At 68.6% G+C, this 12,455-nt stretch carries 11 protein-coding genes; 3 read left to right on the top strand and 8 right to left on the bottom strand.

Translation table 11 applies throughout. The features are described 5' to 3' along the window. Nucleotides 1-69 precede the first annotated feature (69 nt). The 4 genes from AC3A5K_RS10245 to metK form a co-directional block, all read right to left on the bottom strand. Nucleotides 70-801 (bottom strand): proteasome-type protease, encoded by a 732-nt coding sequence (locus tag AC3A5K_RS10245; protein WP_487617419.1) that lies wholly within the window; start codon nucleotides 799-801, stop codon nucleotides 70-72. A gap of 79 nt (nucleotides 802-880) precedes the next feature. Continuing rightward, entirely contained in the window at nucleotides 881-1,888 is a 1,008-nt protein-coding gene (locus tag AC3A5K_RS10240; RefSeq protein ID WP_487617418.1) for an alpha-E domain-containing protein, read from the bottom strand. Between the two features lie 85 nt (nucleotides 1,889-1,973). Next, a complete protein-coding gene (locus AC3A5K_RS10235) occupies nucleotides 1,974-3,386 on the bottom strand; it encodes a circularly permuted type 2 ATP-grasp protein (protein ID WP_487617417.1) in 1,413 nt (470 codons plus the stop codon). 284 nt (nucleotides 3,387-3,670) lie between these two features. Then, nucleotides 3,671-4,882 (bottom strand): methionine adenosyltransferase, encoded by a 1,212-nt coding sequence (gene metK, locus AC3A5K_RS10230; protein WP_487617416.1) that lies wholly within the window; start codon nucleotides 4,880-4,882, stop codon nucleotides 3,671-3,673. 151 nt (nucleotides 4,883-5,033) lie between these two features. Between metK and AC3A5K_RS10225 the strand changes: the two genes are divergently transcribed. Further along, a complete protein-coding gene (locus tag AC3A5K_RS10225; protein ID WP_487617415.1) occupies nucleotides 5,034-5,786 on the top strand; it encodes a UPF0149 family protein in 753 nt (250 codons plus the stop codon). A 45-nt stretch (nucleotides 5,787-5,831) separates the two neighbouring features. Continuing rightward, nucleotides 5,832-6,881: a metal-dependent hydrolase gene (locus tag AC3A5K_RS10220; protein ID WP_487617414.1), complete on the top strand. Its 1,050-nt coding sequence runs from the start codon at nucleotides 5,832-5,834 to the stop codon at nucleotides 6,879-6,881. Between the two features lie 306 nt (nucleotides 6,882-7,187). On the opposite strand, the gene dusB is transcribed toward AC3A5K_RS10220, so the two are convergent. From dusB to AC3A5K_RS10200, 4 genes are read right to left on the bottom strand one after another with little or no spacing between them, the layout of a single operon-like run. Next, on the bottom strand, nucleotides 7,188-8,186 hold the full coding sequence (gene dusB, locus AC3A5K_RS10215; protein WP_487617413.1) for a tRNA dihydrouridine synthase DusB: 999 nt from the start codon (nucleotides 8,184-8,186) through the stop codon (nucleotides 7,188-7,190). Nucleotides 8,187-8,223: 37 nt separating this feature from the next. Beyond that, complete coding sequence (locus tag AC3A5K_RS10210) at nucleotides 8,224-8,898, bottom strand: DUF4893 domain-containing protein (protein WP_487617412.1); 675 nt, start codon at nucleotides 8,896-8,898, stop codon at nucleotides 8,224-8,226. A 22-nt stretch (nucleotides 8,899-8,920) separates the two neighbouring features. Continuing rightward, a complete protein-coding gene (locus tag AC3A5K_RS10205) occupies nucleotides 8,921-9,874 on the bottom strand; it encodes a ribokinase (RefSeq protein WP_487617411.1) in 954 nt (317 codons plus the stop codon). Between the two features lie 53 nt (nucleotides 9,875-9,927). Further along, nucleotides 9,928-11,226 carry a NupC/NupG family nucleoside CNT transporter gene (locus AC3A5K_RS10200; RefSeq protein ID WP_487617410.1) on the bottom strand — a complete coding sequence of 433 codons (1,299 nt, stop codon included), beginning with the start codon at nucleotides 11,224-11,226 and terminating at the stop codon, nucleotides 9,928-9,930. A gap of 188 nt (nucleotides 11,227-11,414) precedes the next feature. Here AC3A5K_RS10200 and AC3A5K_RS10195 point away from each other — a divergent pair, with 188 nt between their 5' ends. Further along, nucleotides 11,415-12,392, top strand: coding sequence for an aldo/keto reductase (locus AC3A5K_RS10195; protein ID WP_487617409.1), 978 nt, complete (start codon nucleotides 11,415-11,417; stop codon nucleotides 12,390-12,392). Nucleotides 12,393-12,455 lie beyond the last annotated feature (63 nt).

Raw genomic sequence — 12,455 nt, 5'->3', positions numbered from 1 at the left:
ACATGGCGGCACTACACCCTGTACGCGCTGTCCATCCACTGACAGCGACGTCTTCGCGCCGCCGCAGCGCTACGCCCAGTCCGGCGACGGCAGGTCCGACACCGCGCGGCGCATGCTCTCGTTCCAGCCGTCGCGGATCGACTGCAGGTAGGCATCGTCGTCCTCGAAGCGCTGCTGGATCTCGATCTTCAGGCTGTCGCGGCGATAGACCAGCAGATCGATCGGTGTGCCGACCGACAGGTTCGAGCGGATGGTCGAATCGAACGACACCAGCGTGCATTTCGCGGCCGTCACCAGATCCGTCTGCGCGGTGATCACGCGGTCGAGGATCGGTTTGCCGAACTTGATCTCGCCGGTCTGGAAGAACGGCGTCTCGCCCGAGCTCTCGATGAAATTGCCTTCCGAGTAGACCAGGAACAGACGCGGCGCTTCGCCACTGATCTGGCCGCCGACGATGAACGAGCCCGACGGGTCGATCCCGCCATCGCGCAGATAGGATTCGTCGCGGGCGCGGATTTCGCGCATCGCATCGCCGATCACCTGCGCCACCTGGAACATCGACTGCGCATTGCGCAGCCCCGGTTTGTCGGATTCGTGACGGTCGCGGTGCTCGATGAGGTTGAGCACGTTCTGGGTCAGCGAGAGGTTGCCGGCCGACAGGGTGACGATCACCCGGTCGCCGTCGCCGGTGAAGGTGCGCATCTTGCCGGCCCGTCGGACATGGTCGACGCCGGCATTGGTCCGCGAGTCGGACGCGAGGACGAGGCCGTCGGCGAGGTTCAGTCCGATGCAATAGGTCATGGGCAGGAGCCGGGCGGAAAGCGACGTAGGCCGCTCATTGTGCCCGCCCGGGCCCAGCGGGGACAGCGGAAGGCATCGCTCACACGTTCGACTGCCACTGCACCTGGCGCGCGGGACCGCTTGCGAAGGGCATCGCCTGGGTGGTCATGAACTGCCGATGGATCTCGCTGCCCAGCTGATCGAGGCGCGACAGGGTGTCCTGCAGCCACGGTTCGAGGCCGCCGGCGATGATCTCGTCGATGCGCGCATAGCGCGACTGCGCCGCGAGCGCACCGGCGATCCGCGCCACTTCCAGCGAATCCCCGCCCGACAGAGATTGCAGCACGCGATGCAGCGAACCCACGCAGGTCTGCAGCGAGCGCGGGTTGTCCGGATTGAGCAGCATCAGCGCCGCGACGCCAGCCGGGCTGACCGAATCGCGATACAGACGGCGATAGGTTTCGAACGCGGACAACGCCTGCAGCAGCGCGCTCCACTGGAAATACTGCACGGCGTCGCGGGCCTCGCCGGTCTCGGGCAGGTCGTCGTCGCTGCCGATCATGTCGAGCAGGCGGATCGCCCAGTCGGCACGTTCGATGAAGGCGCCCATCTGCAGGAACTTGTAGCCCTCACCGCGGCCCAGCGTACCGATGGTGATGCCGCGGAATGCGGCCGAGCGCGACTTCACCCATTCCAGCGTGCTGCTCAGGCCCTGGTGACGCAGGCGCAGCGGGTCCAGCCGTCGGATCTCCAGCCACGAGCTGTTGAGGTCCTCGTACATCTCCGAGGTGATCGCCACGCGCTGCGCGCGTGCGTTCTCGCGTGCGGCGCGGAAGCAGTTGTAGATCGACGCGGGATTGTCCTGGGCCAGCAACAGGTGATGCACGACGGTTTCGGTGTCGATGCGGTCGTGCTGCTGCAGGAAGCTGTCGACGATGCCGAGCGAATCGAGCGCGCGGCGCCAGGGCGCCGACTGCGCCTTGCCGCGGTCGAGACGTTCGGGGAGCAGCGCGATGCGCTGGGCCATGTCGAGCAGGCGCGCGGTGTTCTCGGCGCGTTCGATGTTGCGCGAGACCCAGTAGAGATCGTTGGCGGTTCTGCAGAGCATGGTCAGCGCCTGTACGGGGTGGCGACGCGCGAAGCGCGGGACGGGACGGGCGCGTGCGGCGCGAGGGCGTACTGCGTGCGGTTGCTCATGCCTCCATCACCCAGGTGTCCTTGGTGCCGCCGCCCTGCGACGAGTTCACCACCAGCGAGCCTTCGCGCAGGGCCACACGCGTCAGGCCGCCGGGGATCACATGGATGCGTTTGCCGGACAGGATGTAGGGCCGCAGGTCGATGTGCCGCGGCGCGAGGCCGCTTTCGACGAAGGTGGGGCAGGTGGACAGCGACAGCGTGGGCTGGGCGATGTAGTTGCCGGGGTCGGCCAGGATGCGCGCGCGGAATTCCTCGATCTCGGCCTTGGTCGAGGCCGGTCCGACCAGCATGCCGTAGCCGCCGGCGCCGTGGACTTCCTTGACCACCAGCTCGGGCAGATGCTCGAGGGCGTATTTCAGGTCGTCCTTGTTGCGCAGCTGCCAGGTCGGCACGTTGTGCAGGATGGGTTCTTCGCTGAGGTAGTAGCGGATCATCTCCGGCACGTAGGGATACACCGACTTGTCGTCGCCGACGCCCGTGCCGGGCGCGTTCGCCAGCGTCACGTTGCCGGCGCGGTAGGCGCCGAACAGGCCGGGCACGCCGAGCATCGATTCCGGGCGGAAGACCGTCGGGTCGAGGTAGTCGTCGTTGATCCGGCGGTAGATCACGTGCACGCGCTGGGCGCCGCGCGTGGTCTGGGCGTAGACCATGTCGCCCTGCACGAACAGGTCCGCGCCTTCGACCAGTTCCACGCCCATCTGCTGGGCGAGGAAGGCATGTTCGAAATACGCCGAGTTGGCCGCGCCCGGCGTCAGCACCGCGACCACCGGATTGTCGATGTTCGCCGGCGCGCACTGGCGCAGCACGTCGAGCAGGGCATCGGGATAGCGTTCGACCGGCGCGATCTGCTGGCGCTCGAACAGCTCCGGCGTCAGCCGCGCCATCATGCGGCGGTTTTCCAGCATGTAGGACACGCCCGAGGCCACGCGCAGGTTGTCTTCCAGCACGTAGTACTCGCCATCACCCGCGCGCACCAGGTCGATGCCGGAGACGTGCGAGTACGTGTCGCAGGCGACCTTGAGGCCCTGCATCTCCTTGCGGTACTCGCTGTTGTCGAGCACCAGTTCGGTCGGGATGCGGCCGTCGCGCAGGATGCGCTGGTCGCCGTAGACATCCCCCAGGAACAGGTTCAGGGCATGCACGCGCTGGCGCAGGCCGGCTTCGAGCATCTTCCATTCGGACGCCGGCAGGATGCGCGGCACGATGTCGAACGGGATCAGCCGCTCGTTGCCCGATTCCTCGCCGTAAACGGAGAAGGTGATGCCGACGCGATGGAAGGAGATCTCCGCCTCGCGCCGCTTATGCGCCACCTGTTCGCTCGGGGTGGCCTGGAGCCATGCATCGAACGCCTCGTAGTGCGGGCGGACCCCGCCATTGGCGTCGTGCATCTCGTCGTAACTGGGCGGCATCGTGGACTGGCTCCGGGTAAGGGCGCGGAAACGAGCCGCACCGCATCGACAGCATGGCGTCCGCGCGATGCAGGCCGCGTGGAGGTGGCCGGCGATCGTCTGCCGGTGACGTCTCCGCATCATGCCGCGTGGCCGGTCGCGTGTGGCACGCGCCGGCTACACCGGCAGCTTCCGGCGGCGCTCGCTTTGCGCGCGCCGCATCGCGCGTGTCCGCATGTTCCGCACCCGGAAACGCGAACGGGCCGCAGATGCGGCCCGTCCGGGTTTCACGCGTGGCGCCTGGATCAGCGCAGCTTGGCGTCCGCGCGCAGCGCGTCGGCGCGGTCGGTCTTCTCCCACGAGAACGCGGTAGCGGTGACCTGCTTGCCAGCGCCGTTGGTGTAGGTGAATTCCTTGGGCTTGCGGCCGAAGTGACCGTAGGCCGCCGTCGGCTGGTACATCGGGTGGATCAAGTCGAGCATCTGGATGATGCCGTACGGGCGCAGGTCGAAATGCTTGCGGATCAGCTTCTCGATCTTGTCGTCCGGAATCTTGCCGGTGCCGAAGGTCGTCACCGAGATCGAGGTCGGCTCGGCGACGCCGATGGCGTAGGACACCTGCACTTCGCAACGGTCGGCCAGACCGGCCGCGACGACGTTCTTGGCGACGTAACGCGCGGCGTACGCGGCCGAGCGGTCGACCTTCGACGGATCCTTGCCCGAGAACGCACCGCCACCGTGGCGCGCCCAGCCGCCGTAGGTGTCGACGATGATCTTGCGGCCGGTCAGGCCGCAGTCGCCCACGGGGCCGCCGATGATGAACTTGCCGGTCGGGTTGATGTGGAACTTGGTGCCCTTGTGCAGCCACTTGGCCGGCAGCACGGGCTTGATGATCTCTTCGCGGACGGCCTCGATGAGGTCCTTCTGCTTGATGCCCGGATCGTGCTGCGTCGACAGCACCACCGCGTCGATCGCGCTGGCCTTGCCGTCTTCATAGCGCAGCGTGACCTGCGACTTCGCATCGGGACGCAGCCACGACAGCGCCGAGTTCTTCTTCTTGCGGATCTGCGCCTGGCGCTCGACGAGGCGGTGCGACAGGTGGATCGCGGCCGGCATGAAGCTGTCGGTCTCGTTGGTCGCATAGCCGAACATCAGGCCCTGGTCGCCGGCACCCTGCTGCTCGGGGTTCTTGCGGTCCACACCCTGGTTGATGTCGGGCGACTGCTTGCCGATCAGGTTCAGCACACCGCAGGTCTCGCCGTCGAAACCGACGTCGGAGCTGTTGTAGCCGATGTCCAGGATCACCTTGCGGGTCAGCGCCTCGAGGTCGATCCACGCGCTGGTGGTGACTTCGCCCGCGACGATCGCCACGCCGGTCTTGACCATCGTTTCGCAGGCGACGCGCGCACGCGTGTCCTGGGCGAGGATGGCATCGAGGACCGCGTCGGAAATCTGGTCGGCGATCTTGTCCGGATGGCCTTCGGAGACCGACTCGGAGGTGAAGAGATAGCTGGACATCAGGCCTATATCCCTATATTCGGATGAAAAGATGGCCGGAGATGATACACGGCGCTCCGGTCCGGTGCATCTTGGCGTCCGGATTGTTTCCTGCAGGTTAAGCCGGCACGCGCGATTTGCCGCCGTCCCTTCGAAACCCGACAATCGCGCCATGCAACCCATGTCCGAACAGGCCCTCGACGCGCTCGAGACGCTGCTGGAAACCGACGCCGCGCCCCACGGCGGCATGTCGCTGGAAATGCTCGACGGCTATCTTTCCGCGCTGGTGGTCGGTCCGTTCGCGGCCACGCCCGAGCAGTACATGCCTGCGATCTGGGGCGAAGCGCCGCCGCCGGCGGATGCCGAGGCGATCCGCACCCGCGAGACGCTGGTGGCCGCGCTGTGGGACCACATCCTCTGGCGCGTCGCGCAGGCACTGCCTGACGAAGGCGACGAGGACGCGGACGACGCCAGCCCGGATCCGCTGATGCCGCTGGTGCAGTTTCCGGCGACCGATGGCACCGGAGAACCGGACACCGATGCGCTGGTGGACTTTCCCGCGGGCGCCGAATGGGCGCAGGGCTTCTTCGCCGGCGTCGGTCTGGCGGAATCCGCGTGGGACACCTGGATCGATGGCGACGAGGATCTCGCCGACGATGTCTCCATGCTGTCCCGGTTGGGCCTCTACAGCGCCGAGCACGCGCAGGACGTGGGGGTCGATGTGGACGACGTGCCGGCGTTCGAGGAACGCCTGGAGATGATCGGCACGATTCCGGACATCCTGGCCTACTGCAACGCACTGCGGACCTCGTCGTTCGTGGCCGCGCCGCGCCGCGGCGATGCGCGACCGGGGCGCAACGATCCCTGCAGCTGCGGCAGTGGCCGCACCTACCGGAAGTGCTGCGGTGCCGTCACCCTGCACTGACCGCCCCGCGCGCGCCGTGCGCCACACACCGATTGGAACGCGCTGATGGATTCCCTGACCCAGATCGTGCTGGGCGCTTCGGTCGCGGCGGCCGTCGTGCCGGCCGCACATCGCCGCGCTGCGCTGCTGGCCGGTGCGGCGCTCGGTACCCTGCCTGATCTCGACGGCATTCCGATCGCGCTGATGACCGACGATCCGGTGCTGCGCATGACGCTGCATCGCGGGCTCACGCATTCGCTGCTGGTGCTGCCGCTGATCGCCACGGCGATCTGGTGGCTGTTCAAGCGCTTCGGCAACGGTCGCGTCGCGGCGTCGCCGGTGCGCTGGTTCTGGGCGATCCAGCTGGCCCTGATCACGCATCCGCTGCTCGATGCGTTCACCGTTTACGGCACGCAGCTGTGGTGGCCGTTCCAGCCGCCGCCGGCGATGTGGTCGAGCGTCTTCATCATCGATCCGCTCTACACGATCTGGTTGTTGATCGGCGTCCTGGTGGCCGCGTTCGCCGGCCCGCGCCTGATCGCGGGTCGCCTGATCGCCGCGGGTCTCGTATTGAGTACGGCGTATCTGGGCTGGTCGCTGGTGGCCAAGGGGCTGGTCGACCGCGAAGCGGATCGCGCGCTGGTCGCGATGGGCCTGGAGGATGCGCCGCGGTTCTCGGTGCCGATGCCGGCGACGACCCTGCTGTGGCGCGTGGTCGCGATGACCGACGACGGCTACGTCGAAGGCTTCCGCTCGCTGGCAGTCGATCGCGGACCGATGCGCTTCACGGCCTACGCCTCGGATGTGGACGCCCTGCGCGAGAACGCGGGCCTGCCCGCGGTGCAGCGGCTGGCCTGGTTCAACCACGGTTTCATGGGCGCCGAAGTCATCGACGGCACGCTGCAGCTCAGCGATTTGCGCATGGGCAACGAGCCGGACTACTTCTTCCGTTTCGATGTCGCGCGCCGCGACGGCGACGCCTGGACGGCGGTGCCGCCGACACAGCCGCCGATGGCGCGCGATCTCGGCGCGACCTGGAATGCCACCTGGGCGCGGATCTGGCACGAGCCGGCCGCGCCCGGCCTCGAGCGCAACGACGCGGTGGGCGGCCACTGAGCGACGCGGTGTCGCGTCGTTCGATCGGCTGAGGTGTGCGGCGCAACTGCGTTGCGCGCGCTTCGGTCCGACGTGACGCCACGGACTGCGGTCGACGCGCGATGCAATTTGCCTGCTGGTATTCCCGGTGCCGCTTTCTACAGGTGCGCTGGCAGGTGGTCGCCTTCGCCTCCGTTACCGATGTGCGCACCACCGGCGCCACACGGCGGAAAGCGGATGCACTGGCAGCGCGCTGGCGCGTGCATCGTGTACGCCGCCGCTGCGGAAAGCCCTTGACCGGACGGTGCCGCCGCAAATCCGACGGATTCAGGCCGCGAGCGCAGCCAGCGGGTCGGCGCCGTCGACCAGCGCGTCGAAATAGTCGCGGGTCAGCGTGAGCTGCATCGCGGCGCTGTCGGCGCGATTGACCACCGCGCGGAAGGCCGCGTTCTCCGGGCGGTCCTTGGCGTACCAGCCCAGATGCTTGCGCGCGATGCGCACGCCCGAGGTTTCGCCGTAGAAGCCGTGCAGCGCTTCGAGATGGCCGAGCAGGATGTCGCGGATCTCGGCCAGCGACGGCGGCGGCCGATGCGTGCCGGTGTCGAGGAAGTGCGCAATCTCGCGGAAGATCCAGGGCCGGCCCTGCGCCGCGCGGCCGACCATCACCGCGTCGACGCCGGTGTGCTGCAGCACCGCCCGCGCCTTCTCCGGCGAATCGATGTCGCCGTTGGCGATCACCGGGATCGACAGCGCCGCCTTGATCGCGGCGATCGTGTCGTACTCGGCGGTGCCGGTGTAGTGCTGGTCGCGCGTGCGGCCGTGCACGGCGAGGGCGGCGATGCCGGCGTCCTCTGCAATGCGCGCGATCGTCGGGGCATTGCGGTGGCAAGCGTCCCAGCCGGTGCGGATCTTCAACGTCACCGGCACGTCGACCGCGTCGACGACCGCGCGCAGGATCGCGGCGACCAGGGCTTCGTCCTGCATCAGCGCCGAGCCGGCCCAGGCGTTGCAGACCTTCTTCGCCGGGCAGCCCATGTTGATGTCGATGATCTGCGCGCCGTGGTCGACGTTGTAGCGTGCGGCGTCGGCCAGCATGGCCGGCTCCGTGCCGGCGATCTGTACGCCGACCGGGGCGGGCTCGCCGTCGTGATCCATGCGCCGCAGCGATTTCTCGGTCTGCCAGAAGCGCGGATCGCTGATCGTCATCTCCGACATCGCCAGACCCGCGCCCAGCCGCTTGCACAGCTGCCGGAACGGCTTGTCGGTGACCCCGGCCATCGGGGCCAGGATCACGTTCGGTTCGATGCGGTAGGGGCCGATCTGCATGCCGCCATTGTCGCCGATCGGCGCGGCGGGGGCGGCGTCAGCGCTGCAGGTGGTAGAGCTCGAACCGCGGGCCGTCGACGTCGAGGACCATCAGCAGGTCCGACGGGCCGATGCGGACGAGCCGGCCGATGCTGTCGCTGGCGACAGGCTCCTCTGCCGATGCGTTCGCGTCCAGGCTGTACGGCGGGATCGGGTCGTTGTTGACCGCCGCGCCGCCGATGAAGACCCGCGTGTCGGGTGTGTCGCCGGGCACCAGCCGACCGCTGCGGCGCTGCGAGCCCGTGGTCTTGGTGAAGCGCTGGATGCCGCCAGTCGTGGTGATCTCCGCCGCGAACCACGGATAGCCGAACGCGCCATAGGTGCCGAACTGCAGCGAGCGGACCCGCCAGGCGCCTCCAATCTCGCCGAGCGGTTGCGGATGGTCGGCACGCGCGAGCAGGGCCCGGGCATCGCTGGCGACGGCCAGATGGTCTTGCGCCGCATCGTCCGCGAGGACGATCCGGGGCAGGGCGAGCACGGCATCGCGATGCGCCGGCCACAGCTGGTCGCGCCAGTCGACGGATGAGGGCGTCGCTGCAGCTGGCGCAGGCGGTGCCGGCGTGGACGGCGCAGGCGCTGCAGCAGCAGGCGACGCGGCCGGAGCAGGGGTCGGCGCCGTGTGCTGGCAGGCGGCGAGCAACAGGCACGCCAAGAAGGACAGCGGACGGATCATGCGTGGACTCCGGAGCAGCGGATCAGGGCGTGGCGGCCTGCAGGTGCGGCATCGCCGTGGCGGCGCCGGTGTGCTCGGTCGACAGGCCGGCGTAGCGGGTGGCGAAGCGCACGTGCACCGCGAAGGCGGTGGTCGTGGCACCCGCCACCGAAGCGGCCAGTGCGCCGTTGAAGGCATCGCCGGCGCCGGTGGTGTCGACAGGTTCCACACGGTCGGCGGGCACGCGGTAGCTGGGCGCGTCATCGCCGCGTAGCAGGTCTTCGCGATGCGAGACGAACGCGCCTTGCGCGCCGAGCGTGATCACGACCGTGCCGCGCGGCAGCAGGGTGCGGCACAGGCGGTGCAGCTGTGCATCGCTGCTGCCGGCGATCGCGTCGCTGTCGACGCGGGTGCTGGTGTGGCGCTCCAGCAGCGCGGCGAATTCGGTCTCGTTGGGCGTCAGGATGTCGGCCGCGGCCAGCAGTTCGCGCAGGCATTCGGCATTGGCCGGCGCCGGATTGAGCATCGTCGTGGTGCCCGCCGCGCGGGCCAGGCGCATCGCCTCGAGCACGCTGCCCAGCGGCGATTCGAGCTGGGCCAGCAGTACGCGTGCGCCGGCCAGCGTATCCGCCTGGCGGGTGACGAAGGCCGCCGACAGGTCGGCGTTCGCGCCGGCGCCGATGACGATGGTGTTGTGCCCGGCATCGTCGACGTAGATGCCGGCGGTGCCGGTGGGATGCGGGCTGCGCTGTTCGCGCAGTTCGATCGCGTCGCCCGCGGCGAGGTCGCGCGCCTGCTGGCCGCCCGCGTCGTCGCCCAGCGCGCAGACGAAGGTGGTGCGCGCACCAGAGCGGGCGCAGGCGACGGCCTGGTTGAAGCCTTTGCCGCCCGGACCGGTGTGGTAGACCCCGCCCAGCGTTTCGCCGCGGCGGGGCAGGGTGCTGCAGTTCCAGACGTGGTCGACATTGAACGACCCGACGACGACGACATGGCTCACACGCACTTCCCCTGTAGCGCGCCCGCTTGCGCGGACGGTCGCGACTGTTCCGATCAGGCGCCGATGTAGGTCAGCACACCGGCGATGGTCGCCGTCATCAGCGTGGCGACGGTGCCGCCCAGCACCGCGCGCAGGCCGAAGCGGGCGAGGTCCTGGCGACGGTCGGGCGCGAGCCCGCCGATGCCGCCGATCTGGATCGCGATCGAGCTGAAATTGGCGAAGCCGCACAGCGCATAGGTCGCGATCAAACGGCCCTGCTCGCTGAGCACCACGCCGTCGACGCGGCCGTTGACGATGTCGGCCAGCTGCAGATAGGCGACGAATTCGTTGATGACGATCTTCTGGCCGATCAGCGAACCGACCACCGAGGCGTCCTGCCACGGCACGCCGATCAGCCACGCGATCGGCGCCAGCACGAAGCCGAAGATCGTCGCCAGGTTGGTCGGCTGGCCGATCGCGGCGGCGATGCCGGTGACCTCGCCGATCCACTCCAGCGGCCAGTTGACCATCGCGATCAGCGCGATGAAGGCCAGCAGCATCGCGCCGATGTTCAGCGCCAGGCGCAGGCCGTCGCCGGCGCCGGCGGCCGCGGCGTCGATGATGTTGCTGGTGGTCTTCTCGACCTCCATCTTCACCGTGCCGCGGGTCAGCGGCTCGCGGGTTTCGGGGATCAGGATCTTGGCGATCACCAGCGTCGCGGGCGCGGCCATGATCGACGCCGCCAGCAGATGCTTGGCATAGAACGCCTGCTCTTCCGGATTGCCGCCGCCGAGCATGCCGACGTACGCGGCCAGCACGCCGCCGGCGATGTGCGCCATGCCGCCGATCATCATCGTGATGAGTTCGGATTCGGTCATCCGCGAGATGTAGGGGCGCACCGTCAGCGGCGCCTCGGTCTGGCCGATGAAGACGCTGGCGCAGACGCTGGTGGTCTCGGCGCCGGACACGCGCATGACCCGGGTGATCGCCGAGGCCATGATCCGCACGATGAACTGCATGATGCCCAAGTGGTACATCACGCCCATCAGCGCGGCGAAGAAGATGATCGTCGGCAGCACCTGGAAGGCGAAGATGAAGCCGTAGGTCTCGACGTTCATCAGGCCGCCGAAGATGAACTCCGAGCCGGCGTTGACGAACGAGAGGATCTTCACGAAGCCGTGGCCGAGCCAGTCGAAGACCTCCCGGCCGCCCGGTACGCGCAACACGACGGCGGCGAATCCGATCTGCAGGGCCACGCCGATGCCGACCAGTTTCCAGTCGACGGCGCGCTTGTTATTCGAGAAGAGCCAGGTGATCGCGAGCAGCACGGCCAGGCCGAACAGGCCGAAGCCGATCCGCGTCAAATCATCCATCGTGGCCCCCGGGCCATTCGCCAAGTCGCGCAGCCTAGTCGAGCGGGCGGGTCCGGGCAACCACAGGCAGCGTGAAAATGCCGTCGTTCAGCGGCGAACCCCGTCTTTCATGCCGCGAACGCGCGCGATGGCGGCGTCGCGCGCGGGCGCTTGCTTACACTGGGGCATCCGTCCCGCAGGTCCGTCCCATGCACTACCGCCGCCTCGGCGCATCCGGTCTCCAGTTGTCCGCGCTGTCGTTCGGCGCCTGGCTCACCTTCGGCCGCCAGATCGGCCGCAGCCAGGCGCGCGACCTGGTCGCTGCCGCCTGGGACCACGGCATCAACTACTTCGACAACGCCGAGGGCTATGCCAACGGCGACGCGGAACGGGTCATGGGCGACGTCATCGCCGACCTGCGCCTGCCGCGCGACGGCTACTGCGTGTCGAGCAAGGTGTTCTTCGGCGCCGTGGAATCGCCGGGCCCCACCCAGAAGGGCCTGTCCCGCAAGCATGTGCGCGACGCCTGCGACGGCGCGCTGCGCCGGCTGCGGGTCGACCATCTGGATCTCTACTTCTGCCACCGGCCCGATCCGGACACCCCGGTCGCCGAGACCGTCTGGGCGATGGACACCCTGATCCGGCAGGGCAAGGTGCTGTACTGGGGCACCTCGGAATGGCCGGCTGCGGCCATCCGCGAGGCCGCCGAGATTGCCCGCACCCACCATCTCCATGGCCCGACGATGGAGCAGCCCGAGTACAACCTGCTGCGACGTGACCGCGTCGAAGCGGACTATGCCGCGCTCTATGACGAGCTCGGCCTGGGCCTGACCACCTGGTCGCCACTGGCCTCGGGCCTGCTGAGCGGCAAGTACGCGCAGGGCGTGCCGGTCGACAGCCGGCTGGCGCAGCCCGGGCTCGACTGGCTCCAGCGCAGCGTGCTCGATGCAGGGGAAGGCGCCGACGCGCCGCTGGCCCGCGCCACCCGGTTCACCGATCTGGCGGCCGAACTGGGCGTCGCGGCGGCGCCGCTTGCGATCGCCTGGTGCCTGCGCAACCCGCGGGTGTCGTCGGTGCTGCTGGGCGCGAGCCGCGTCGAACAGCTGCTGCAGAACCTGGACGCACTGGTCCTGCGCGACCGGTTCGACGATGAGACCTGGCGCTGCGTGGAAGCTTCCGTGGCCTGATCGCACGCCGTTGTTGACTCCGGAATGAGAATCACTATCATCGGAAGTCCTTTCTGGAGGATC

Source organism: Luteimonas sp. Soil_C_5, assembly GCF_057656615.1.
The sequence above is the reverse complement of the archived record's forward strand: the minus strand, read 5'-3'. Positions and strand labels throughout refer to the sequence as shown.